Here is a 23,430-nt window from a genome sequence, read left to right as displayed (position 1 = left end):
GAGTTTCGATATATGAACCAAAGCTCTGTAAAAAAGTACTCCTGCTATGGATAAACCTCCACGCTAATCATTATTATGTTGTTTCAAGCGAAGACACCCAATAAGCCATACTTTTCCGTTTAATCCTTTCTCTGGAACTCAGGTTGCCGTTCCCCCGCTTTTCTCACCAAGAAATTTGGTCGTCTGCAAGGCGGTGCGGCAATGGTGGCGGAAACGTACCTGAGTACACCATTTTTGGGACAACGCGGCAGACGGGAAAATTTCGCAGCGTACGACCGAGTCTCATTTGTGACAAAATTCTAAAATAAATGAAATATACTATACATCAATGGCCTGGAGTCTTCACTAAATTATTGTGTGAGAAATAGGGTTAATGGTTATTGGGATTGACCGGGGGGACCATCTCCACCTCTTCGCGCTCCAGTACAACCGCGCCCGGGGGACTCCCTTTCGGTTTTCGGACATATTTGCATTTGGTGTACATAACCGGGGCCGTTTTCATTCCCCGGGCCTTGGAGTAAAAAGCGGCATAACCGGCCGCCTGCAGGATCACCTGCTTTGGCGGGTAGTCCTTTTGATTGCCCATGCGGATCACCACATGCGAGCCGCCCACCCCGCGGGCATGCAGCCAGATATCCTCTTTATGGGCCAGGTTGGTTAATGCATCGTTACTTTTGGCATTCTTTCCGATCCAGACTTCATACTTGCCTACCTTGAATTTGCGATACGGAGAAGACCGTTGGTTATCTTCGCCGCTGCCATACCCAAAGTGGCTGAGCGCTTCGCTGTGATCCTTCAGCCAGTCCTCCAAATTCCACAGGCGATCGATCTCACGGGCTTCCTGCAGCAGCGAAACAACCTGCTCCCATTCTCGTTGCTCTTTCGGGAGCCGCCGCCGGGCATTTTCGTATGACTTTCGGGCATCTTTTGCTTTTTCATAATAGTATTCGGCATTTTGGGCGATATCCCCCTTCTTTTTCAGGGGGATCGTTATCTCCTCATCATTTTCGTAAAAATCCTTGATGGTTAGCTCCGCGCTCCCCGGTGAAACGGTTTCGTGGGCATGAGCCATCAACAAATGCCCGAATTTTTCATACTCGTCGGCCCGCTCCAAACTTTTTTCTGCCTGTTCCAGCTGCTCAATCAGCTCTTTTTTTTGTCCCTTTACCCGTTCTAAAAGCCGTATCACATCTTCTTTCCTGGTGTGCAGGCGACGCAAATGCACTGCATTTTTATAGGCAAAGGCCACACAGTCATTAGCATGATCGCAGTTCTTCTCGCTGGGAATATCCAGCCATTCTCTCGACCATAAACAGAAATCTCCTGTTTTAAGCACCCGCGGGTGCGGGTCATGCAGGAGTGCCTCCGTCAATGCTTCCGTGAACGACTTTACGGTATCCGGTGTCATCTCTTCGACCTGGTGCTGCTTAATAACATACGGAAGCAGATTGCGCGGCAACAGCGGATTTATCTCCGTCATCTGGTTTTTAGCCGTCCGTTTGGGACTCACTTCCTCCCGGAAATCCGGGGCTACCGGAGACGGCGCGGATGTGCCTGTCAGTTCATCCGGATTTTTAAAGGCACCGGTAATCTTATCCGCTTTCACCAGGAAAACATTCGGACGTCCGCTGAAAAGTTTAAAAAGAAGGTGCCGCCCGCTCTCAAAACCGATAGTGATGAGCCGATCTTTATCGGCCAGCTGCACAGCCGTAATTTTTTCTCCTTCAAGCGATGGAAAAAACTCCGTCACGTTTCTCTTTTTCGGGGGACGATAATCATCCCAAAACAGCGCCGTCTCCCTCGCATTCGCACTAAAAATGAGCCGGAATGTCTCCTCCTCCTTCCGGATATAAAGGTGCAAGACATCTTTATGCGGGCTGATGGCAAACCTAAAAAAACCTTCACGGATCTTTTCTTTTATCTCGCGGTTTAAATATATTAAGGTATAAAAGTTATTCATGCTAACTTCGGTAAAGAGACGTTTGAAAAACCAATAATAATAAGGACTTTAGCGATGACATACCCAATTTTTAATTCGGTTATTAACCGAATAGAGGATGACCTTCACAACAGAGAGATTTCAATCAATACGTTTCGAACATGGAATGAAGATAGGATAAATGCGACGGGACTGGAAATTGAAATTGATTTAAGGCGATCGTCGGATTTCATTAAGGCCCTTTCCATTAATCTTGACTGGGATCGGTTCCGGGAAACGGTGTTGGCCAAACAGTTGGAGGGAATGGAAGAACATCCCTTCCTGCAGGAAAAACATATGGTCAGTACCTCTATCTCACCGGACATCGATATTGAAATCACCTGGCTGTTCAATGAAAAGGCGCACCACCACAAATTAGCGGCTCAAAACGGCTACCACAAAGTTGAAGCGGCCAGCTTATGGATGGAAGAAATTACCCGCAAAGTAAATGACCTTCTGGCCGATGATGATATCATTACGCGCTGGCACGTAGAGGTTGAAGGAACAAAAAGCGGCAAATACCTGTCGGCCGTAAACCTTATCTCCTATTTCCAGTATACGCTTGTTGATCTTACCAGCTTAAATCAGGTCCACCAGTTTGTGCTGAAGATCCTGCATGAACTCCTCGTTAAATCAAACAAGGTCATAAAGTCGGCTGAACAAACCCTGGAAAGCCAGGTGGCAGCCTGAGTTCCCGATCCCTATGTGATCTATGGCCTGTTCCCTGATTGCATATCTGGCATAGGTCAGACCGGTCGCTGCCGAACACAAACTCATCGATTACTTTATTGAACATCGGCGATTGAACGGCGTGTAAATCCATGGTATGCATAATCAGGCAGCTGAGAAGGTCGTCAACCCTCCTGTTCCATGATCGACTCATTCACCTGGTTTTTAAAATCCTTCGACATCTTAAGTACCGGAACATACTGTTCGGGCACAATGACTTCTTCATTGGTCTTGGGATTCCGGGCCACACGCTGAGCTCTTTTTACGACCTTAAACGTTCCGAATCCACGTAGCTCAATATGCTCTCCACGCTTCATGGCGTCGATGACCGTCTCCATAAAGCCATTAACCACTGCTTCCGTTTCCACTTTTGTTAGTCCCGTTGATGAGGCAATAACGTCAACAATATCTGCTTTAGTCATAATATACCACCTTTGAGTCCAGTATAGATTAACAATTCAGAGATTCAGAACAATGTACATCCTTCCGGTTATAAGCTATACTATTATTAATTACCTTATTTTAACGTTTTTTTATGGATACTCATAGTTAACATCTTAATTTAAACTGAAAAATTCGAAAATCTTTTTTTACATTCCTCTTGGTTCTTTTTCTAAAATTCATTTAAGTCCGAAAGTGTATGCAAGCATTTGAACGTATCATCGATTTCCTGGAAAACCTAATCTGGAATACGCCGGAAGCTTTTCCAGTGATGGTCGGCCTTCTGCTTTCGTTCGGTATCTATATCACTTTTCGTCTCGGGTTCATTCAAGTAAGCGGGTTCAGGCATGGCCTGAAAGTAGTAACGGGCTTTTATGACGATCCGGAGGACGAAGGCGACATCAACCACTTTCAGGCGCTAACAACGGCCCTCTCCGCTACGGTGGGTATTGGAAACATAGCAGGCGTGGCACTGGCTATCCATTATGGGGGACCCGGGGCGTTATTTTGGATGTGGGTAACGGCTGTGTTCGGAATGGCCATCAAATATACCGAAGTCACGCTGGCACAGGAATACCGCGATACGAATCCCGACGGCTCTGTTTCGGGGGGACCGATGTACTATATTGAGCGGGGACTGGGGGCTAACTGGAAATGGCTGGCCGTGGCTTTCGCCATTTCTGCTGCTATTTGTGCCTTCCTGACCGGCAACGCGGTACAGGCGAACACGGTTGCCGATGTGATGCACAGTGATTTTCAGATTCCCGTGTGGATCACGGGCCTGATTACCGCCAGCCTGGTAGCTGCCGTCATCCTGGGCGGCATCAAACGCATCGGCCGGGTGACCGCGCGGCTGGTGCCTTTTATGGGTGTCCTTTATGTATTCGGCGCCCTGATCATTCTGTTCCTCAACTACGATGCCGTCATTCCCTCTCTTCAAATGATTGTCGGTTATGCCTTTAATCCCCAGGCCGGCGCGCTGGGCGTAGGATCCGGCGCCCTTATTTTTACCCTCAGCTACGGCGTTCAGCGCGGTATCTTTTCCAATGAAGCGGGACAAGGTTCTGCACCGATCGCCCATTCGGCCGCCAAAACGGACGAACCTGTGCGCGAAGGCGTAGTAGCCCTCTTGGAGCCGTTTATCGATACCCTTGTTATCTGTACCATGACCGGTCTGGTTATTGTCTCGACCGGCGCCTGGGACATGCAGCACAAAACCGCCGTGAGTCCCGCCGCAGGCTCCTTCACCTACTCGCTGTCCGAAGGCTCCGTAAACACCGAGGGCGATGCTCTTTATTTTAGTGAAGGAGTCCCTGAAAACGGCACGATGGAGCACTACAATATCCCGGTGGATACCATGTATACCGACGATTCCTACAGCACTCCTTTTACCGGGCGCATCGAACTGACCGAGACGCAGGAAGGCTACAGCGTTGACGGGGTCTATTCCAAAGATGGAGCGCAACTTACCGCGCTCTTCGGCGGTATTGTGGAAAATGGAGCGCCACTGACGATCAGGGCTTTTGAAATCGGCCTTCAGCCTTTATTTCCCGGCGGAGGATACATCGTCACCTTTGCGGTACTCCTGTTTGCCATTTCCACGTCCATCAGCTGGAGCTATTACGGCGACCGGGCGGCGCAGTATCTGTTCGGCTTTGATTCGATCTTCTGGTACCGGCTTGCTTTCGTAGGCATGCACTTTTTCGGTGCCGTAGTCACCCTTACCACCATCTGGGCTTTCGGCGACGTCATGCTCGGACTAATGGCCTTTTTCAATATCATAGCGCTCTTTGCGCTCTCCGGAAAAATCTACCAGATCACCCAGGATTACTTCAGCAGGGAACACAGGACACCCGATTCTTAACCTGATTATTTGTGAATAATATGGAATTATTAGTGATCCCATTATTTGTTAAAGCCTTAACATCTGACAAAGTCTTATTTGGAACTATTAAATTTCTTTGTGAATAATCCCGGCTAAATCTTGACTACTCCCATGACTTCCCGACCGTTCGAGCGCGTCACATTAATTGAGCATCCTGTCATCGCCCGGGATCTTACGATCCTGCGGGATATCAACACGCAGACCGATGATTTTCGCGGGGCCCTGAAGCGCATCGCTGTCATTCTGGCCTACCATGCCCTCAAGGAGCTGCCCCTCAGCACCTTCCCCATAGAAACGCCCGTACGTGAAACCACCGGCTATGATATTGACCAGGATATCATTGTCGTGCCCATACTGCGGGCGGGACTGGGCCTTTCGGATGCGCTCCTCCAATTTATTCCCAATGCCAAAGTGGGACACCTGGGCATGTATCGCGATGAGCAGACTCATCAGCCGGTTGACTACTATTCCAACATCCCGGAAGGTATTGAAGAGGCAATGGTGCTGGTCGTAGATCCGATGCTGGCCACCGGGGGGAGTGCTGACGACGCCCTCAGCTATCTCAAAAAAGAGGGCGCACAACATTTACGTTTTATATCGTTAATCTCAGCCCCGGAAGGATTACAAAAACTCGATGAAAATCATCCCGATGTTCACACAATTACGGCTGCCATTGACGAGAAACTCAACGACGATGCTTTTATCGTCCCCGGATTAGGTGATGCAGGTGATCGCTATTTTGGAACCACATAAAACGCTGTATGGACTGCTGCTCAGCCTCCTGCTGACGGTAGCACTGGCTTCCTGCGGCGAACTTTCCAGGGAACAGGCCACCCAGGTGGATGAAGCACTCAAAGACTCTCTGACCTCGACTACGGAAAGCTGGGATGTCGAAATGGAAATTATAGAAGAGGGATATAAAAAAATGCGGCTGACCGGCTCGTATGCAGCCACCTATACCGCAAAAGACAGCAATGCCACCCGTATCAAGGGTCCGGTTGATATTCAGCTGTACGACTCTACCGGCGCCGTTACCACACGAGCCAGCTGTAACCGCGCCGTCTACAATGCCGAGGAAGCCATTTTTGAACTCTATGGGGATGTACAGGTAAGCACAGAAGATAACCGTCACCTGGAATCCGAATACCTGAAGTGGATCCAGAACACCAACCGCATTACCACTCCCAAATTTGTCATCATCACCACACCCACCGACAGCATCTCCGGTACAGGTTTTGAAGGCACGACGGACCTGAGTGATGATTATACCATCGAAAAGCCAACGGGGCAATTCATTGTTGACTGATATGATATTTCCATCCCTCTACACCGTAGCCCGGAAGATGCCGAAACGTCTGTTCTTCCTTTTTTTCGGATTCCTAAGTGCAGCCTTCCTCTTTACCGATGCCCGGGCGCAACAGAGACAGGTGGATATTCTAAACGCCTCCCGGATTGTCGGCGGCACCCACGAGGGCGAGCAGGTCCGCCGTATCCTGGATAATGTCCATCTTCGGCACGGCGACCTCGAGATGTACTGCGACAGTGCCTATCAATTTATCGATAAAAGTGAAATTCGTGCCTTTGGCAATATCGAAATTGATACGGGGGAAGAGATTATATGGACAGACTCGTTGACCTATTATACGGATGCTGATTTCAGCAAGCTCAGGGGACGCGTGATCATTGAAACTGACAGTTCTACTGTTTACGGCCATAGTGTGGACTACCGTTTTTCTGACAAGGTCGCCCATTTTATCGACCAAATCAGGCTGGAGGACCTCCGCGGCACGCTTAGAGCCGATTCGGGATACTATTACCGGGCCGTCGACAGTGTTGAATTCAAGGGAACGGTACAGATTGCGGATTCCCTGCAGTACCTTGAAGCCGACTCCCTGTTCGGCAACAGAAGCAAAGAATACTATGAGATGCACAGCCAGGTCTACGGCTATGACCGGGAAAACAACTCCATGATCAAAGGCGAATACCTGGAGACCGACTCTACCGGGCGTCGGCTGCTCAGGGATAATGCCTGGCTCAAAAATTTTGAAGCGGATACGAGCGACACCACACAATCCGACACCACTCGCATAGACTCCACCAAAGCCGATACGACCCACATCCGGGCCCAAACAATCCTGTCCCGGGAGCAGCGCGGCGCTGCCGACACCACGACCATCACCCACGGCTACGGGAATGTCCGCATATGGTCTCCCGACTTTTCGGCCATCGCCGATACCTCCCGGTACACCGACGCCACCCAGACCTTTGAGCTTTGGTCCAATGCCAAGGCCTGGCACGATAACGTGCAGCTCACGGGTCCTTATATCAAAGCGATTCTCAAAGACGGTAATATCGACAGCCTGAAATCATATCCCAATCCCTTTTCGGTACAGCAGGATACCTCCATCGACCGGCTCAATCAAATTACCGGCGATACCCTGCATGCGGACTTTTCGGAGGGTTCGGGCTCGCTTCGCCAGATTCATGTGTTCCGGAATGCCCGGCTGCTGCGGTATATCAAGAACCGGCAGCAGGAATCCGACGGAGCGATTGAGCTTTCCGCTCCCTCCATACGCATTACCTTTGCGGGGGGGGAAGTCGATTCCATGATCGCTCTCGGATCCAATGAGGGTTCTCGTTTACCCGAAAATGAAAAAACGGCCGAACGTCAGCTGGAAGGCTATAACTGGACGCCGGAAGAGCGTCCCCAGGAACCGGAAGAACCCATGAATCGCCGGTTTCCTCCCATCGGGGAGGAACTGTTCTTCGAACTTCCGGAGCGATACCTCGAACATCTCCGGCAAAACCATCCCGACAGCCCGAGGAGGCCGAAGGAAGGTATTGAGAAAAAACCTCCTGAAACAGAGAGGCCCTCCCCAATCAATGAAGAGGAAGATACATCCGCAACCGGTTAGCTCAGGGGCAGCCGGCAGATAGATTGTGTCTGTTTGAAGGCCGCCGGGCAGACTCTGTGAAAAAATCAACTTTCACTCCACTTCCTGCCGCTCCCGGGTCTGTTTCACAATCTCCTGCTGTATTTCCCGGGGCACCCCTGCATAATGGGAGAATGTCCTTTTGAGGCCGGCGCTGCCCTGGGTAAGGGATTTCAGCCGCGTGGCATAATGGCCCAGCTCCCCCAGTGGCACCTCCGCCTCTATTTTTTGAATAGCTCCCTCTGCATCCATCCCCATGATTTGTCCCCGCCGCGTGCTGATATCACTCATCACATCCCCCATATAATCAGCAGGCACGGTTACTTCAATCGCATAGATCGGTTCCAGTAACCTGGGAGCCGCTTTCATGAACCCCTCCCGGAAAGCCATGAGGGCCGCCGTACGAAAGGCCGCATCATTGGAATCAACCGAATGCATCGCCCCATCGTATACCGAGATCCGGATATCCCGTACCCGGCAGTCGCTCAGCGGACCGTTTTCCATTTTTTCCATGATCCCCTTCAGGATGGCAGGCATAAACCGGTTGTCAATCACGCCTCCCACAATACAGTTCCTGAATACAAGCTTTCCACCCCAATCGAGATCAATTTCCCGTACATCGCGCACCTTAAGCTCGCTGTGCTCGGGCATGTGATCACGCAGCGGCTCCATCAGCATCGATATTTTTGCAAACTGTCCCGCCCCGCCCGACTGTTTTTTATGCTTGTAATGGGTGCGTACCTCCTTCGTAATCGTCTCCCGATACGGGATGCGCGGCTCCACAAACTCAAAATCGAGCTGAAACCGGTGTTCCAGCGTATATTTAATGACCGCCAGGTGCTCCTCGCCCTGCCCGTGAATAATCACCTGTTTCAACTCCCGGCTGTGCTCCACCTGCAATGACGGGTCTTCGCGCCGGAGCTGGTGCAGCGCCGTGCCCAGCTTATCCTCCTCTCCCTCCCGCTTAAGCTCAACAGCCGTGCGAATAACCGGCTCGGGGAAGTGGATAGGCTCAATATCCACCACCGTATCCTTGCTGTGCAGCAGGTCATTGACATTGGTATTTTTTAGCTTGACGGCCGCCCCGATATCGCCGGTGTTTACCTGGTCGACTTCCCGGCGCTTCTCCCCGTTCATCAAATACAGGCTCGACAGGCGAACCGTATTTCCGGTGGTACCGTTGACCAGATCCAGTCCCGGCTGCGCCGTACCGCCGTACATCTTAAAATAAAGCATATCGCCCATATGCGACTCCGAGCTGTTCTTAAAGATAAACATCAGCGGATCGGCTTCGGGGTTTAACGGGATATCTTCACCGCCGGGTGTTTTCGGCGGGTTGGCTTCCAGCGGATTCGGAGCCACATTCCCCAGGAATCCCATCACGCGGCCTGTCCCCATATTACGTTTGGCCGAGCAGCAGAAGAGCGGGAAGATATCCCTGTTGAGCAGGGCCTGCTGTAATCCCTCGCGCATCTGACTCTCTGTCAACATCCCCTGCTCAAAATAAACGTCCAGCAGCGTTTCGTCATTTTCGGCCACTGACTCTACCAGCTCATTGTGCAGCAGCTCCGCCTGGGCCTGGTGGGAATCGGGTATCGGGAGCTTATCCGGCTTGCCTCCGTCCTCCGGAAATTCATACATCGTCATTTTAAGCACGTCAATAATGGCATGGAAGTCCTCCCCCTCGCTGTAGGGATACTGTACGACCACCACGCCGCGGCCAAAACGCTCTTTGGCCCCGTCCACCGTCTTTTGGAATTCAGACTGGCTGCTGTCGGGTTTGTTGACAATCAACAGGGACGGGATATTGTACCGCTCGGTGTATTTCCAGTGCAGCTCGGCTCCCGTCTCAACCCCGTACTCCGCATTTAGCGAAAAAATAGCAGTGTCCGCCACCCGCAGGGCCCCCACAACTTCCCCGATATAGTCGGATGTGCCCGGCGTGTCGATTAAATTTATTTTATTGCCGCGCCAGTCGAGGTTCAGCAGCGTCCCAAATACCGACTTCCCCTTTTCATGTTCAATCTCGTGGTAGTCGGAGGAGGTCGATTGCTGTTCCACGGACCCCCTTCGGCTCTTGCTCCCGGATTCAAACAACATCGTCTCGGAAAGTGTCGTTTTCCCTGATCCCGCATGTCCCAATAAAACGACATTCCTAATTCTGGATGACGGATAAACTCTCATATATAACCTCCTTTTTTAATGGATGGGAAGAATAAACATACCGGAACAGTGATCTCTCGCGGATACCTGCTACAGGCTCGACATGGTACTGGTAATAATATGATTATCATCGCCTTTCCCGGTAAATTGAATTGTATTAGTAAGTAATACAAAAAAATATTTGAACTCAATACCTTGTTTTAACTTAACCTCCCGATATTGCCAACACATCCTGCCACGCCGCACAATCGGCTGTGGGCTGGTCCAACTGCATTACACGATCACATGTATACGCATTCAACTTGAAATGCAGGCCTCACGCAATATGAATAGGTGTTACATGTCTATCCCGGATTACCCGGAGATGTTTGCATTATGGCCGGAGAACTGTCCCTGTCGCTACTGATATGACAACCGAAGCAACGCTCACAAAATTAATGTATCTTTTAGGTGCTCATGCCGACCATAACACGGTGTGCAGGAAATTCAAGCAGAATCTGGCAGGTGAATTAACGAAATAATTATGTTTTTTATCTTCGACGTAGAAACGGTACCCGATTTTGAATTTGTACGACAGGTTATTGACCTTCCCGAGGAGAATGAAGATGACCTGCTGCTGCAGGCAAGCGAAGAGCTGGCTCATAACAAATCCGGCTTTTTGCCTCCCATGTATCACCGGGTCATCTCCTGGGTGGGACTCTGGATTGAAAATAACGGCATGCCAAAACAGAAGGTCTCCTGGCACGGTACGGACGAGCAAGAGGGACTAAAAAACCTGTTTGACGCCCTCAGCACCTACAAGGATTTCGGTCTTATTCATCACAACGGCCGGGGGTTTGACCTGCCGCTGCTGACCTACCGCGCCATGAAGCATAACATGCAAATGCCGGTCCGCCTCAACCATTACGATATTAAATACCGGTACAGCAACGATAATATTGATCTGCTGGATGAATTCAGTAATTACGGCGCCAGCTCGTGGCCAAAGCTGAAGCATCTGGGATACCTCATCGGCATTCCGTTTAAACAGACCGGCGAAGGCAACGAGGTACTGGATATGTTTCGCCGGGACGAACTCCCGGAGATCGAACACTACTGCTACGAAGACGTGATGGCGACGTATGTTGTATGGCTGCACCTGAAATACACTGTCGGGGATATCAATAAGGAATTATTTGACAACCTGAACGATCGCGCCATGGGCAAACTCAACGAAATCCAGGAGAAATAGGTTATTAGCTATTGGTTTTTTTCTTTGTTACTGGTTACCGGGTGAGGCTGCTTATTATATCATGGTCCGATTAAATCTTAACCTCTATCCAGGCTTTAATCTCAAGACGGCATTTTCTGGCCTATCTCAACTTTTAGATACAAGACTAATCATACAGCTGACGCATGAGCTTTCGCTTGGTGACAGGGAAAATGGTCTCCCGAAACGGAAACTGAAGATCCGTATCAAATGCATAGGTGGCCGGATTGGGCAGTTCCCTGTTTTCGCTGATCAGATCCAGCTTGATCGCATTGGGCGACAAACGGGTCATCCCCCTGTCAATCGCTTTCAGAAAAGCGGTCTTGAGAGAACGATACTGATCAGTGGAACTTTCAAAGACGGACACCTCGTACTGGAAAAGAAGCAGTTTGGATGCTTTATTATCGGGCACAAACAGGTATCCCTCGTCGGTATAGTTGGGAATAATGCCCACTTCCCGGAGCTTGATCTCTTCATCAGCAAACTCATAAATGGTTTTCCCCTCTTCAATTTTTGCCCGGATATGGGGAAGCGCCCACTCGATTAAATCCTCCACTTCGCTGAGGTCAGAGCCTGCCACAAAAACAATCTCATGCTCAATCTCCTGGTTTACAAAATCAATTTTTTTAATACGCTTGGGAAACTTTTCCCTCAGATCCCGCAGGCGGTCCCGGATATCGCACAGCGTTGTGTGAAGCTCAATGAGACGGCTCAAATGAGGATAAATTTTATTCTTCTTGAAATCCTCTGCTATTACCTTCAAGGCCGCAAGAATTTTGTATTGGGAGGTCTCGAAATCGTTTTGAGCTTCCGTAAAGAGTTCCAGGGTTAATGAGGGAGTCTCCATGGTAGTCACCTGAGTAATTTGATTTAACCAATACGTACAATCGCCTGTTCCTTAGTTAGTAACGCTGAGAGGGGCGGGTTTTATTGTGGCAGCAGGATCCGTTTTCAGGCCATTTATCCGCGGACAGCCCCACCTTATCGTTCATCAAAAGATACAGGCGGACCGGTCGGGATCCGGGATATCCCGCCTTAATCGGCATCAATCGTCCATACGACCGACAACAAAGAAATAAGGCCGGCCCTTCTCATCGTTAACGTAAAACCCTTTGTCCCCGCTGCGCAACCAGCCATGCTTAAATGCTTTTTCGTTCGCTTTTCTGTCCCCATAATAGGTAAGCATTACGTTATTGCCACGAATAACAACCTCTCCCCGCTCCTTCTCCCCAAGCACTTCTCCATCCGGGCTGTGTATCGCCATTTCATCAGCTGAAACCGGCCGGCCGATACTGGGAAACCCGTATGCGCTGCGCCATTTCCTGCGTTCTTCGGCCGGGAGGTTGACCGGCATACAGCAGGCATATGAGGAGGTTTCAGGCAGACTGTATGCTGAGACAACCGGTATCCCAAACCGTTTTTCAAAACGCTCGGCTTCTTTCGCATGCAAGGGAGTCCCCTCCCCTGTAACATAGTGCAAAGAGGGTGTTTCAATCTGTATTCCCTCCTCATAGTAACTGTTCAGAGACTGCAGTTGCGGGGCTTCCAGACTCACGATGTTCACTTGTTCTTCAGCAATATCCCTGAAAAAACAGTCGGGACGGAATACTCCTCTCAATACCGTTGATCCTCCCACAAAAAAAGAGGTCAGCAGCGTCGTTACTACTATATTCACATGATAAATCGGCAATACGCACATCAGGCGGGTTGTGTCACGAATTTTTTGGCACTCTGCAACGGACCGGGCTCCTTCCAACAGGTTCGCCTGGGTTAGTACGACGCCCAATGGATCCTCGTTATCTCCCGTTTTGAAAACGATCATCGCCTCTGAGTCGGCCAGCGAGGAATCGTCGATTGTGAGCGAACCTTTTTGACTCGTAAAGTTGTCTGTTTCCCCCTCACAGACAATCCATTCGATATGCTTCAGATTATCATACAATTCCAATATCTTGCGGAACCGGGTCCTGTATTCGGTTCTCACGAAGGCCAGTTCAATCTTACTCTCAGCCAGTATATAGGCAATGTCTTTGTCCTTTTCCTCCAGGTTAATCGGTATGACCGTTAACCCCAGTAACCACGCCGCAAAATATTGAACGGCCGTATGCCAGTGATTATGGGCTATAGTAGCAATCCGGTCACCGCGCCTGAGTCCATGATTCTGTAAAAAACGGCCGCATCCCAGTACATGCCGGCAGAACCCGGCATACGAAACCCTGCTGTTCTCGTTATTATCCGTAATACTGATAAGATAATCGCGGCGCTCGTCTGCCCGTGCCTCTAACAGCTCCTTTATATCACCAAAAGGGCCGGAGGATACCGGGCTGGCCAGGCGCCGGGCATGATTCTGTTTCTCCAAAAGTTCTTCAAACTGCATAAACCGAATACTATGATTAAGGTAACAGACAGGGTTTCTATGTTAGTTTATGAAAACCGGAAAGGCAAATGAACTAAAAAATATTATTCTTTTGTTACATAATCTGTCAGGGGTTGATTAATCACTGGGAACATATCTTGAACCCCGTTGCCAAATAGGCGTTTCAACCATCTATTGGCAACAGCTCGGTTGTTTATCCCTATATTTTGGTGAAACATATGCAATAAAGGCATTTTTGCTATGAAGTCAGTATCTAAAAAAATAGGATCAATCATCATGGGCGGAGTCACTTTTGGCCTGCTCCTTCCCGGAATAAGCGCACCTGCGCTTACATCCACCCTTTCCCGGGCCCAGGCAACCGATACGCCGGAGGACACAATATCGTGGCAGCCTCCCCGTTTCTCAGAACGAGAGGAAGAGCGGCACAAGATGGTCCGTGAGGGTATCGAACAGCAGGGCGTAACGGACCCGGAGGTGCTGGAGGCGATGCGTCAGGTGCCCCGCCACCTGTTTGTCCCTGAAAAATATCAGCAATTTGCTTATCAAAATCGTCCCCTGCCCATTGGTTATGATCAGACGATCTCTCAACCCTATATCGTGGGTTACATGACCCGGATGCTGGACCTTGATTCCAGTAAAAAAGTGCTTGAAATCGGTACCGGAAGCGGTTACCAGGCCGCTGTCCTGGCTGAGCTGACACCCCGCGTTTTTACGATTGAGATTGTTGAAGCGCTGGGGAAACAGGCACGGAGGTTATTTGATAAACTCGGTTATGATACCATCGAAACGAAAATCGGCGATGGCTACCGGGGATGGCCGGAACATGCGCCTTTTGATGCTATTATATTAACTGCGGCCCCTGAAAAAATACCGCCGCCGCTTATTGAGCAGCTCAAGCCGGGTGGTATATTAGTTGCTCCCCTCGGGGCTGCGGGACAGACCCAAACCCTCACAAAAGTTACCAAAAACAAAGAAGGGGACGTAGAGATTGAGCGCCAGCTGCCGGTCCGTTTCGTCCCGATGACCCGGCAAAACCGTCACCCGCAGTAAGGAAGAGAAGAGGGCTTTGCAAACCAGCTATGTTGATCGATATCAACATCAAAACCGCAGCATATAAGGCATATGTAAAACTGTTGAATTCGTTAAGATACGGGGATCGGCCAATAGAACGGCTTGCAAAGGTCCGCAAAAGTAAGAAACATTATTTTATTATCGTGTATTCATTTTTTTGACCTGAAAATAATTAGTAATTTATCCTGATATTTTGAATATCTAAACGATTAATGATTAATGAAACTGATTCCCCGGTTTGCTTGTCACGCTACTGTTCTTTTATTCCTGTTAAGTTTTCCGCTCTCAGGCTTTAGTCAGTCCTCCCCTGACGGCAAGCAGGCGCTGGCGGATCAGCTGGTCAGGCAACTGGCGCTGCAGCAACAGCTGGAGGAAGCACCCGATGATATCCGGATGCAGTTTGAACAAAACCCGCTGAACTTACCTGCTAAAAAAAATAAGCGTATGCTGGAGTTATTCTCCGATGCTTACAAGAGCGAGCGGCTGCTGGATGACTTCAAATCCGCCCTGCGGGAGCAGCTGACTGATGAGCTCGCAGCCGAGCTCTCTCAAAAGCTGAGTGATCCCGACATCCGTGCCGTTACGAATGCGCAACAGGAATTCTATACGCTGCAAGGCAAACGAAAAAGAATCGTTACGAAATATGAGCTGGAGCAGCAGGCTCCCTCTCCGGAACGATCTTCGGCCATATCAGCACTAACAGATACGACCTCGGAAGCCGCGGGGTCCGTCGAATCGTCCATTGTCATATTGCGCTCGGTTATCAAAGCATTGGGCAGTCTAAGCGAGCAACACAGTTTTAGTGACCGGCAAATAGATGCCGTGGCCGATAATTTCCGTACCCAAATGGAGGCAGGAGCCTCACAACAAACCAGTGACCGGCTGATGGTCACGTACTACCATGTCGATACCGGGTCTCTCGACAGATACGTTACTTTTATGCAATCCGATACCGGGCAGTGGCTGGACAGGGCCATTTCTCAAAGCATTCAATCGGCCTATAAGGCTGCTTCCGAACGCTTTTTACAGGCTGTTGATACGCCGTAGTGCACCGCACCATTCTTAACTTTAGTTGTCAATGATCTTTATGAAATCCCGCATTTTCTTTTTTTTCTCCGTAATTCTGTTTTTCTATGGCTGTTCTGCGTCCCAAAAAATTGTAAAACCCACTCCTGCCCAGCCGGTTGATTCCGTCGATTTCGCCACAATGCTTGAACCCCCGGAAGACTGGCACCTGCTGGATGAAGATTTTACGCAATTCCGGGGCATCAGCAGCGAACTGGCGTACGAAAATGTGCTGGATAAGCGATCCCCTGAACAGGAAGTGGTAGTAGCCGTTATTGACGGCGGGGTGGACATCGGGCACGAGGATCTCAAAGAAAATATCTGGGTCAATGAGGATGAAATACCCGGCAATGGTAAAGACGATGACGAAAATGGCTATGTGGATGATGTGCATGGATGGAACTTCATAGGCGGACCCGATGGGGAGAATGTGGATCACGATACATTTGAGCTTACGCGCATATATGCCCGGCTTCATCCCAAGTACAGCGATACGGATACGACTGTTTTAAATGCCCGGGAACGAAAAAAATACCGGTACTACCGGGAAATTGCGGAGAGCTATCGCTATGAGATTGAAAAACTGTTGAATCAGTACGACAATATTCAGTCGCTGGAGCAAAACATGAGTCAGGCCGACAACATCCTGACCCGGCATTTTGACGGTGAATACAATTATGAAGATGTCCAGGGGATGCAGCCCCGGGATCAGCAGACCTATTTTGCCAAAAATGTCATGAACTACGTAATGGAAAATGATATCGATTCTACGCTCATTGCCGACCAAAAGAAACAGATCTATCATTTCGCAAAATATGGGTATAATCCCGATTTCTCTCCCCGGCATATTGTGGGTGACAACTACGAGGATAAGTCCGAACGCTATTATGGCAATAATGATGTGGGCGGACCCGATCCCACCCATGGGACACATGTAGCCGGAATCATCGGCGCTATACGCAGTAATAGTGTCGGCGTCAACGGCATCGCAAGCGATGTGCGCCTCATGGCCGTTCGTGCCGTACCCGATGGCGACGAGCGAGATAAAGATGTCGCAAATGCCATTCGGTACGCCGTTGATAACGGGGCTGATATCATTAATATGAGCTTCGGAAAATCGCACTCCCCTCATAAAGAAGTCGTGGATCAGGCGGTCAGGTATGCCGACGAAAACGGCGTGTTGATGATACATGCCGCGGGTAATTCATCAGAAAACTCAGACCGGAATGTCAGTTATCCTACGGATGTTCTCGGCACAGAGGGAAATGGCAACAAAGAGACTGCCGGGCTTTGGCTGACAGTCGGAGCCAGTTCATGGAAACCCAACGAGGAGTTCGTAGGTGAGTTCAGTAATTACGGCGACCAGACCGTCGATCTGTTTGCCCCGGGCGTGGACATCTATTCAACCATGCCGGATAATAAATACGAACGGCAACAGGGAACCAGCATGGCTGCCCCCGTGGTGAGCGGGGCCGCCGCCCTGCTTATGAGCTATTATCCCGATCTGTCTCCGGCTCAAATCCGGGACGCCGTCCTCCAAAGCGTAACGACCTATCCCGACCAGATGGTTACCCTTCCCCATAAAGCGAATGCAGAACCCAAATCGGTATCGTTCAGCGAGCTGTCGGCCTCAGACGGCGTTTTAAACGTATTCCGAGCGCTGCAGACCGCCCAGGAGATGAGCCGGTAATTACCCTTTTCTCCCAAATACAATCACAAACTCACCGGGAATATCGTAGCCAGTCTCGTCACGATAGGGACCAATCGATTCCAAATACTCTGCATGGGCCTCTTCCTTCGTTTGGTCATCGAACTTACGGTAGGCCAGGGCTACGGCTCCTCCCAGGAAAGCGGCAATGACCGCCTGTTCGTCGGAATCAAAGTGCAGTGTCATATCAAATCGTTCGGAAGCGATATCTGTAAAACCAGCTTTCTTAAAGGTCTTTTGAAGCGTTTCCCCGGTTCCAAGCTGAAAAAAAAGCGGACATACATCCGATTCCACCCGCCGGTCCACAATCGGGAAAATCTCGTTCCACCCGCATTTATTGCGCCGGCCCCACACCAATGTTGCGGCACGTCCCTCCGGTTTTACCACGCGGTACATTTCCCGGATGGCTTTGTCCGGATCGGGATAGTACATCAGGCCCAGCGAGTTGACGGCAACATCAAAGGAATCGTCGGAAAGGTCCAGCTTTTCGGCGTCCATACGCTGAAAAGACACATTGGAAACACTCTCTTTATCAGCTAATGAAGTCGCTTTGTCGATCATGCCCTCCGAAAGGTCTATACCGGTAACCGAACCTTCCGGGCCAACCGCTTCGACAATCGGAAAGGTTACCAATCCCGTGCCGCATGAAATATCCAGCACGTTATCACCCCGATTGAAATTTATCTTTTCTAATAAACGCTTTTGAGCCGGCCACAGCTGTTGCTGCCAGCCCGTCTCATAATAGGGTGAGGAGTAATCCCACCCGTATCGCTGTACTCTTCGCTGCAGTGCAGGTCTCATGATCTCTCCTTTTCTATGGTTTTTATCGTTATTTCCCGCTCAACCGGTATAGCCCGTTTAAAATCATCGAGTACCGGACTGTGCCTGTCGGCTTTGTCGATGACCTTCTGCACTTCTTCCTCACTGGCGGTGCTCTCAATGTATACCTTGTACCTAAGCTCCTCGAAGCCCGGCGGACGATCATCAATGGCAAGCATGCCACGGGCGTCAAAATCGGATTCTACATCCACCTCTATCCTGTTGACAGGGACTCCCATAACAGCCGCCTGCTGTGAATAAGCGATAGCCAGGCAGCTTCCCAGCGCCCCGCGTTCCAGTATGCCCGGACCCGGTCCGGCGTCATTGCCGCCTTCAGAGGTGCCGATATCAACCTTGAATGTCCAGTGCTTATGCCGCACCTCACACGTTGTCCCGTCAAAGAGCCGTATCTTCGTAACTGCGGTGCTTTTGCCTTTTTGAGGACGCAGCTCTACAGCACGGCGATTCCTTTCGTATGCCTCTTTTATTGTTGTTGGATCAGCCATAGCTTAAATTTTGATTAATCTTTCTATTTACCATATACCAGATAAATCTTTCAATATTAAATAATCTACATAATTCGGGATGCAGATAGATCCACATCCGCGTGTCTCCAAGCATCATTGAATTGCTTTTTTACCTTAACCGCTTCTTCGGTTTTTCCTTGAGCTTCCAAGCTTTGCCACAATCCATACAAAGACCAGCCATTATCGGGAAACTTCTTCAAATCCTGCCTATAGACTTCTTCTGCCTCAGCAGGTCGATCAGCGTTTAACAAAATTGATCCCAAATTATGTCTCACCGGGAAAAACCAGTCGGGTGGCTCGTTATAGGTAAGCTGATCTTCAATCTCGACAGCTTTTTGCAATAAGTCAATGGCTTTATTGAAATTACTTTTCCTTGCAAGTAGTTCGCCCTCCAGAACCCGGCTGGCAATTCGCATCAGTTCCTGTGTAGTGTTTATATCCCAGATTGTTACCTCCTTCAGGGTATCATCTGCTGCAATAGTTTTTAAATTTTCTAATTCTTGCCGGGCTGTTTCGAGATTTCCCTGCCCAACATGTGCCATGCCCCGGGCATAATGCCAAACACCGCGCGGATAAATCAGATCATCGGCAGGTTCCGGATAAGATAAAATTTTATCCCAGCGGGCAAAACGGACGTGATCATACAGTGGAATTACCCAGTAGTGCTGGAGTGTGCCAAGCCCGGGCTCGCGCATAGTTTCGGTATCCACCAACCTGGAAGTACTTTGAGCTGCCTCAATACTGCGATTCGCCCGTCCTTCCATGGTAGCCGTCGCCCATAAAAAGTGATAGTTGTGTGGTACATACGCCAGCGGATAAATGCCCTGTTGTCGACACTGTGTTACATATTTGTTATCTGCCTTCACTGCCCGTTCATTGGCCAGGGTTCCCTCATGGTAATCTCCCGTTCGTATGTATATATGGGACGGCATGTGTACGAGATGTCCCGCCCCCGGTACTAATTCCCGTAATTTATCTGCACTTGGCAGAGCTTTCTCAGGCTGTTCTGCTTCAACGGCATGTATATAGAGATGGTTTGCCCCCGGATGACCGGGATTACGCTCAATCACAAACTCCAGTGTGCTTAATATTTCCGGCGTCCACGGCTGAGGCTCTCCGTTTGCTTTCCAGTAGTTCCAGGGATGCAGGTCCATCAGTGCCTCCGCATAGAGGGTCCGCGCATCCAGGTCATTAGGGTATTTTTCAACCAATTTACCCATAGCCTCGGCATAAGCTGAATCCAGCGGCGTACGATCTTCGGGTGGGTCTTCTGCATACCGATACGAAAGCGCCTCGATATAATCCTGCTCTTTTTGGGTGCTGTTGTCTTTCAGCTGCTGCGCTTTTTGAAGTGCTTCCCATGCCCGCGATATATTCTCCTCGGGCATCGCAGCATTGATATTCGGTCCCAACACCAAAGCCGCTCCCCACCACGCCATCGGGTTTTCGGGATCAAGTTTGGCAACTTGCCGGAACGTGCGGTTCGCCTCTTTATGGTTAAATCCATAGGAAAGGGTAAGCCCCTGGTTAAAGAAATCCTGCGCCAGGGTATCGTCAGTGGATATCTCAAAATGATGACTGCCAATCCCCTCAAGCAGCGGTGCTATTTGTCCCTCTACAATATGCTTGCTTTCAGACTGCTGTTGCGAACAGGCACTCAAAAAGGAGATGAAAAATAGTAGGCCACCCAATGCAAAAGAAGGTAGCAACAGCTTCCAGTTTATTTGACTAATATTTATGGTTCCCATAATATTCTTAACTTTTAATTGTGAATGGGATTCCTGATCCTGAACCGGTATGATAGCATTATTCCGTATATTCACACGATATATCTGTGTGCCAGAAGCTGATAGTGCCTGCCGGGTTTTCTTTCCATATCCACATATGAAGTCCATAGAGGCCATCTGCTTCATTTCTGTGAAACTCGTGACCAAAAAGCGACGGAGGATCACTTTCCTTTTCATCCCATGCTTCAAGCGGAACTACAGGCTCTGCACCGACCAATCGCAGATCTCCGTCTTGCTGTGGTTCATAGAAGAGCACCTCCGGCTTATTCAAGTCAATTGTCGTATCCAGACGGTCCATATTCACATATGGAATTCCGATCGCTCCGGACCCCTCCTGATTTTCAACACAGGGATCTGCCTGAACAAATCCATCCTCAATGGCCACTTCCACATCGTGGTAACGATCGGTAGCTTGCCGGAGTTTCTCTATTCCCTTTTCCTCAGGATCCTCTGGAGAGGTAACGTCATCTTTACAGCCAATAAATATGAACATAGCTGCGAGAATAAGTGCGAAGCTGCAAGAATATTTCTTACCCAGGTTGTATGTATGTTGATTGATAGTCATAATAGGTATCTGCATGTTTTTTTAAAGTTTATCTTTTATATGAATAGCCTTAAGGTTGTCTTTATTTTCTCATCACGTAGTAATCATTCTGGATATCGTGGTCCAGCTGGTGAATATCGATATCTACAAAACCCGCATTCTTCAGGAGTTCCTGTGCTTTTTCGCGTCCCCACATGGCACCGAGTCCCTCCCCATCCTGGGCCAGCGATACCGACATGCAGTGCATGCAGGAAACCGTATATAGCGCCGGACCCAGCGGATGATCCATATTTTCATGCACGTGTCCGGTAGAATAAATATCCTGCATCAGATACCTGCCGCCCGGCTTCAGGGTTCGATTGATCCCTTTGAGTACTGCCTGCGGATTGGCCTAGTCGTGAACGGCATCAAAAGTGGTCACAAAATCATGGGCCTCCGGCTCCCCTGTTTGGTCGAAGTCACTGGCGTCACGGATCTCAAACTCCACGTTGCCCAGCCCTTGTTTTTTTGCTTCTGCCCTTGCCCAGCTTATCGCTTCTTCCGAGAGGTCCAGGCCTTTGAAAGTACTCTTCGGAAACAGCCCGGCCAACTTTAACATTGCCCGACCGCGGCCGCATCCCACATCCAGAACGGATATACCATGTTGAAGCTTTTCTGTAAGTCCGGGAATCAACGGCAGAATATGATCTTCAAGCGCATCCACTACCGTCATTCCGCTGTCTTCGGCCATCACTTCATGAAAACGCGTATATTTTTCATACGGAACGCCCCCGCCGTTACGAAAACATTCGACGATATCATCTTCCACGCTCCCGAGTACCGAGATATACTGGGCCATAACCGCCAGGTTGTCCAGGTCCGTGTCTCTTGTTAAAAATTGTGCATGGTCTCCAGGTAACCTGTAACGGCCGTTTTCATCCACTTCCACCACTTCGCCGGTGGCCATCGCTCCCAGCCACTCTCTTACATATCGCTCATTAAGATCCGCCCGCTTTGCCAGTCCGGCACTGTCGGTCCAATCCATTTCAGACAAGGTATCAAACAAACCGGTACGGTGACCGATTGAAAGCATCATCATTAAAGCACCGTTATTCAGTGACGTTACAAACCATTCGTCGAATCCCGTCTCACTGCTTGCCGTTTGAGGCATCGTGATTGCTGTATTACACATAACTTCCTCTTTTTAAAAATTAACATACCAACTGGTCGGTATGTTACAAAATTATTATCTACTTTGTCAAGAAAAATATTGTTATCCCCTCATATCTATCAAAATATTCATCATATTTTACTTAATTAGAAGTGTTCAGTATCTTGAATCATATTATGATACAAACCGATTAGTATGTTATAAACAACCATTATGAACAAAGATCCCGAAAGCACGCGCACAAAAATTATGAATGCCGCCGAATCGATCATTCTCGATAAAGGATTCGGAGGGACAACCGTAAGTAATGTCATTGAACAGGCAGGGGTAAGCAAAGGCGCTTTTTTTCATCACTTCTCCAGCAAAGCAGAACTGGGAGAAGAGCTGGTACAACGTTATGCAGATCAGGATGCCGAACACCTCGAACAAACACTCCGCAAGGCAGAAGGACTTAGTGACGACCCGCTGCAGCAAATGCTTATATTTATAAAGCTTTTTGAGCAGGAAATAGAATCCTTGGAAAAGCCCTTCCCGGGATGCCTGTTTGCCTCTTATCTTCAGCAATCGGAACTTTTCGACCCCAACATTTTAGATATCATCCGGGAATCAATGCTGTTGTGGCGGACAAGAGTTCTCGACAAGCTCAAAAAGATTGAACAAGAACATCCGCCGCGCCGTGACGTGGACCTGGAAAGCCTGGCGGACATGCTGATGGTGATCTTCGAAGGATCGTTTGTTTTGTCGCAATCCCTGAACGAAAACAGGGTCATCGCCCAGCAACTTTCGAATTATCATAGCTATTTGAAGTTATTGTTTGGTCCAGATAAATAGTAGTAGAACCCATAATTTAGGCTTTAAGATCTGATGTAACAGCGAAAGCTTATCCTTGGCGCTTTTAAGCTTCAAATAAACGGGGCCCCATTCGGTGTACAAGGAAAATGATCCCATAAACAAGAGGTAAGCAGTGTAGTTACGAAATGCTCTACCTTTTCCCGAAAATACAGCTG

19 protein-coding genes and 1 pseudogene are annotated in these 23,430 nt (G+C 49.3%); 10 read left to right on the top strand and 10 right to left on the bottom strand.

Translation table 11 applies throughout. The features are described from left to right. Positions 1-370: 370 nt before the first annotated feature. Positions 371-1,960, bottom strand: a complete 1,590-nt coding sequence (locus BUB16_RS10895; RefSeq protein ID WP_073063725.1) for an NFACT RNA binding domain-containing protein — start codon at positions 1,958-1,960, stop codon at positions 371-373. 54 nt (positions 1,961-2,014) lie between these two features. On the opposite strand from BUB16_RS10895, the gene BUB16_RS10890 reads away from it, so the two are divergent. Then, positions 2,015-2,668, top strand: a complete 654-nt coding sequence (locus BUB16_RS10890) for a hypothetical protein (RefSeq protein ID WP_073063723.1) — start codon at positions 2,015-2,017, stop codon at positions 2,666-2,668. 164 nt (positions 2,669-2,832) lie between these two features. Here BUB16_RS10890 and BUB16_RS10885 read toward each other — a convergent pair whose 3' ends face one another. After that, positions 2,833-3,129: an HU family DNA-binding protein gene (locus BUB16_RS10885; RefSeq protein ID WP_073063721.1), complete on the bottom strand. Its 297-nt coding sequence runs from the start codon at positions 3,127-3,129 to the stop codon at positions 2,833-2,835. Positions 3,130-3,347: 218 nt separating this feature from the next. On the opposite strand from BUB16_RS10885, the gene BUB16_RS10880 reads away from it, so the two are divergent. The 4 genes from BUB16_RS10880 to BUB16_RS10865 all read left to right on the top strand — a co-directional run bounded on the left by BUB16_RS10880 (position 3,348) and on the right by BUB16_RS10865 (position 7,948). Further along, positions 3,348-5,012, top strand: a complete 1,665-nt coding sequence (locus BUB16_RS10880) for an alanine/glycine:cation symporter family protein (RefSeq protein WP_073063718.1) — start codon at positions 3,348-3,350, stop codon at positions 5,010-5,012. A gap of 132 nt (positions 5,013-5,144) precedes the next feature. Continuing rightward, complete coding sequence (upp, locus tag BUB16_RS10875) at positions 5,145-5,786, top strand: uracil phosphoribosyltransferase (RefSeq protein WP_073063715.1); 642 nt, start codon at positions 5,145-5,147, stop codon at positions 5,784-5,786. After that, positions 5,773-6,339, top strand: a complete 567-nt coding sequence (lptC, locus tag BUB16_RS10870) for an LPS export ABC transporter periplasmic protein LptC (RefSeq protein WP_170864365.1) — start codon at positions 5,773-5,775, stop codon at positions 6,337-6,339. The genes upp and lptC overlap by 14 nt, the downstream gene beginning before the upstream one ends. Position 6,340: 1 nt before the next feature. Beyond that, on the top strand, positions 6,341-7,948 hold the full coding sequence (locus BUB16_RS10865) for an OstA-like protein (protein ID WP_073063709.1): 1,608 nt from the start codon (positions 6,341-6,343) through the stop codon (positions 7,946-7,948). 72 nt (positions 7,949-8,020) lie between these two features. On the opposite strand, the gene BUB16_RS10860 is transcribed toward BUB16_RS10865, so the two are convergent. Further along, a complete protein-coding gene (locus BUB16_RS10860) occupies positions 8,021-10,150 on the bottom strand; it encodes an elongation factor G (protein WP_073063696.1) in 2,130 nt (709 codons plus the stop codon). A gap of 502 nt (positions 10,151-10,652) precedes the next feature. Here BUB16_RS10860 and BUB16_RS10855 point away from each other — a divergent pair. Continuing rightward, positions 10,653-11,360: a ribonuclease H-like domain-containing protein gene (locus BUB16_RS10855; protein WP_073063693.1), complete on the top strand. Its 708-nt coding sequence runs from the start codon at positions 10,653-10,655 to the stop codon at positions 11,358-11,360. 145 nt (positions 11,361-11,505) lie between these two features. Here BUB16_RS10855 and BUB16_RS10850 read toward each other — a convergent pair whose 3' ends face one another. Then, complete coding sequence (locus BUB16_RS10850) at positions 11,506-12,225, bottom strand: hypothetical protein (protein ID WP_073063690.1); 720 nt, start codon at positions 12,223-12,225, stop codon at positions 11,506-11,508. A 198-nt stretch (positions 12,226-12,423) separates the two neighbouring features. Further along, positions 12,424-13,752 carry a class I adenylate-forming enzyme family protein gene (locus BUB16_RS10845; protein WP_073063688.1) on the bottom strand — a complete coding sequence of 443 codons (1,329 nt, stop codon included), beginning with the start codon at positions 13,750-13,752 and terminating at the stop codon, positions 12,424-12,426. Positions 13,753-13,992: 240 nt separating this feature from the next. On the opposite strand from BUB16_RS10845, the gene BUB16_RS10835 reads away from it, so the two are divergent. The 3 genes from BUB16_RS10835 (at position 13,993) to BUB16_RS10825 (ending at position 17,578) form a co-directional block, all read left to right on the top strand. Beyond that, on the top strand, positions 13,993-14,802 hold the full coding sequence (locus BUB16_RS10835; RefSeq protein ID WP_211483148.1) for a protein-L-isoaspartate(D-aspartate) O-methyltransferase: 810 nt from the start codon (positions 13,993-13,995) through the stop codon (positions 14,800-14,802). A 240-nt stretch (positions 14,803-15,042) separates the two neighbouring features. Beyond that, complete coding sequence (locus tag BUB16_RS10830) at positions 15,043-15,870, top strand: hypothetical protein (protein ID WP_073063679.1); 828 nt, start codon at positions 15,043-15,045, stop codon at positions 15,868-15,870. A gap of 40 nt (positions 15,871-15,910) precedes the next feature. Then, positions 15,911-17,578 carry a S8 family peptidase gene (locus BUB16_RS10825; protein ID WP_073063883.1) on the top strand — a complete coding sequence of 556 codons (1,668 nt, stop codon included), beginning with the start codon at positions 15,911-15,913 and terminating at the stop codon, positions 17,576-17,578. On the opposite strand, the gene BUB16_RS10820 is transcribed toward BUB16_RS10825, so the two are convergent. From BUB16_RS10820 to BUB16_RS10800, 5 genes and pseudogenes are all read right to left on the bottom strand, one after another. Further along, a complete protein-coding gene (locus tag BUB16_RS10820; protein WP_073063676.1) occupies positions 17,579-18,397 on the bottom strand; it encodes a class I SAM-dependent methyltransferase in 819 nt (272 codons plus the stop codon). It lies immediately after the preceding gene. Beyond that, entirely contained in the window at positions 18,394-18,921 is a 528-nt protein-coding gene (locus BUB16_RS10815) for an OsmC family protein (protein ID WP_073063674.1), read from the bottom strand. Before BUB16_RS10815 ends, BUB16_RS10820 begins: the two co-directional genes overlap by 4 nt. A 65-nt stretch (positions 18,922-18,986) precedes the next feature. Beyond that, positions 18,987-20,690, bottom strand: a complete 1,704-nt coding sequence (locus tag BUB16_RS10810; RefSeq protein ID WP_084088208.1) for a tetratricopeptide repeat protein — start codon at positions 20,688-20,690, stop codon at positions 18,987-18,989. A gap of 58 nt (positions 20,691-20,748) precedes the next feature. Next, positions 20,749-21,222, bottom strand: coding sequence for a hypothetical protein (locus tag BUB16_RS10805; RefSeq protein ID WP_170864364.1), 474 nt, complete (start codon positions 21,220-21,222; stop codon positions 20,749-20,751). 133 nt (positions 21,223-21,355) lie between these two features. Further along, positions 21,356-22,423, bottom strand: a pseudogene (locus BUB16_RS10800) (class I SAM-dependent methyltransferase). Between the two features lie 213 nt (positions 22,424-22,636). On the opposite strand from BUB16_RS10800, the gene BUB16_RS10795 reads away from it, so the two are divergent. Continuing rightward, positions 22,637-23,254 (top strand): TetR/AcrR family transcriptional regulator, encoded by a 618-nt coding sequence (locus tag BUB16_RS10795; protein WP_073063668.1) that lies wholly within the window; start codon positions 22,637-22,639, stop codon positions 23,252-23,254. Positions 23,255-23,430 lie beyond the last annotated feature (176 nt).

The organism is Fodinibius roseus (assembly GCF_900129315.1).
GTDB classification, from domain to species: Bacteria; Bacteroidota; Rhodothermia; order Balneolales; family Balneolaceae; genus Fodinibius; species Fodinibius roseus.
This window is presented reverse-complemented; position numbering and strand designations above follow the sequence as displayed.

What these genes read in the sequence shown, in the direction of transcription:
- BUB16_RS10885 (WP_073063721.1), bottom strand. Translation starts at nt 3,129, where the DNA reads ATGACTAAAGCAGATATTGTTGACGTTATTGCCTCATCAACGGGACTA.
- BUB16_RS10810 (WP_084088208.1), bottom strand. Translation starts at nt 20,690, where the DNA reads ATGGGAACCATAAATATTAGTCAAATAAACTGGAAGCTGTTGCTACCT.
- BUB16_RS10865 (WP_073063709.1), top strand. Translation starts at nt 6,341, where the DNA reads ATGATATTTCCATCCCTCTACACCGTAGCCCGGAAGATGCCGAAACGT.
- BUB16_RS10880 (WP_073063718.1), top strand. Translation starts at nt 3,348, where the DNA reads ATGCAAGCATTTGAACGTATCATCGATTTCCTGGAAAACCTAATCTGG.
- BUB16_RS10805 (WP_170864364.1), bottom strand. Translation starts at nt 21,222, where the DNA reads ATGTTCATATTTATTGGCTGTAAAGATGACGTTACCTCTCCAGAGGAT.
- BUB16_RS10835 (WP_211483148.1), top strand. Translation starts at nt 13,993, where the DNA reads ATGAAGTCAGTATCTAAAAAAATAGGATCAATCATCATGGGCGGAGTC.
- BUB16_RS10895 (WP_073063725.1), bottom strand. Translation starts at nt 1,960, where the DNA reads ATGAATAACTTTTATACCTTAATATATTTAAACCGCGAGATAAAAGAA.
- BUB16_RS10815 (WP_073063674.1), bottom strand. Translation starts at nt 18,921, where the DNA reads ATGGCTGATCCAACAACAATAAAAGAGGCATACGAAAGGAATCGCCGT.
- BUB16_RS10850 (WP_073063690.1), bottom strand. Translation starts at nt 12,225, where the DNA reads ATGGAGACTCCCTCATTAACCCTGGAACTCTTTACGGAAGCTCAAAAC.
- BUB16_RS10860 (WP_073063696.1), bottom strand. Translation starts at nt 10,150, where the DNA reads ATGAGAGTTTATCCGTCATCCAGAATTAGGAATGTCGTTTTATTGGGA.
- BUB16_RS10855 (WP_073063693.1), top strand. Translation starts at nt 10,653, where the DNA reads ATGTTTTTTATCTTCGACGTAGAAACGGTACCCGATTTTGAATTTGTA.
- BUB16_RS10825 (WP_073063883.1), top strand. Translation starts at nt 15,911, where the DNA reads ATGAAATCCCGCATTTTCTTTTTTTTCTCCGTAATTCTGTTTTTCTAT.
- BUB16_RS10795 (WP_073063668.1), top strand. Translation starts at nt 22,637, where the DNA reads ATGAACAAAGATCCCGAAAGCACGCGCACAAAAATTATGAATGCCGCC.
- BUB16_RS10845 (WP_073063688.1), bottom strand. Translation starts at nt 13,752, where the DNA reads ATGCAGTTTGAAGAACTTTTGGAGAAACAGAATCATGCCCGGCGCCTG.
- BUB16_RS10890 (WP_073063723.1), top strand. Translation starts at nt 2,015, where the DNA reads ATGACATACCCAATTTTTAATTCGGTTATTAACCGAATAGAGGATGAC.
- upp (WP_073063715.1), top strand. Translation starts at nt 5,145, where the DNA reads ATGACTTCCCGACCGTTCGAGCGCGTCACATTAATTGAGCATCCTGTC.
- BUB16_RS10830 (WP_073063679.1), top strand. Translation starts at nt 15,043, where the DNA reads ATGAAACTGATTCCCCGGTTTGCTTGTCACGCTACTGTTCTTTTATTC.
- BUB16_RS10820 (WP_073063676.1), bottom strand. Translation starts at nt 18,397, where the DNA reads ATGAGACCTGCACTGCAGCGAAGAGTACAGCGATACGGGTGGGATTAC.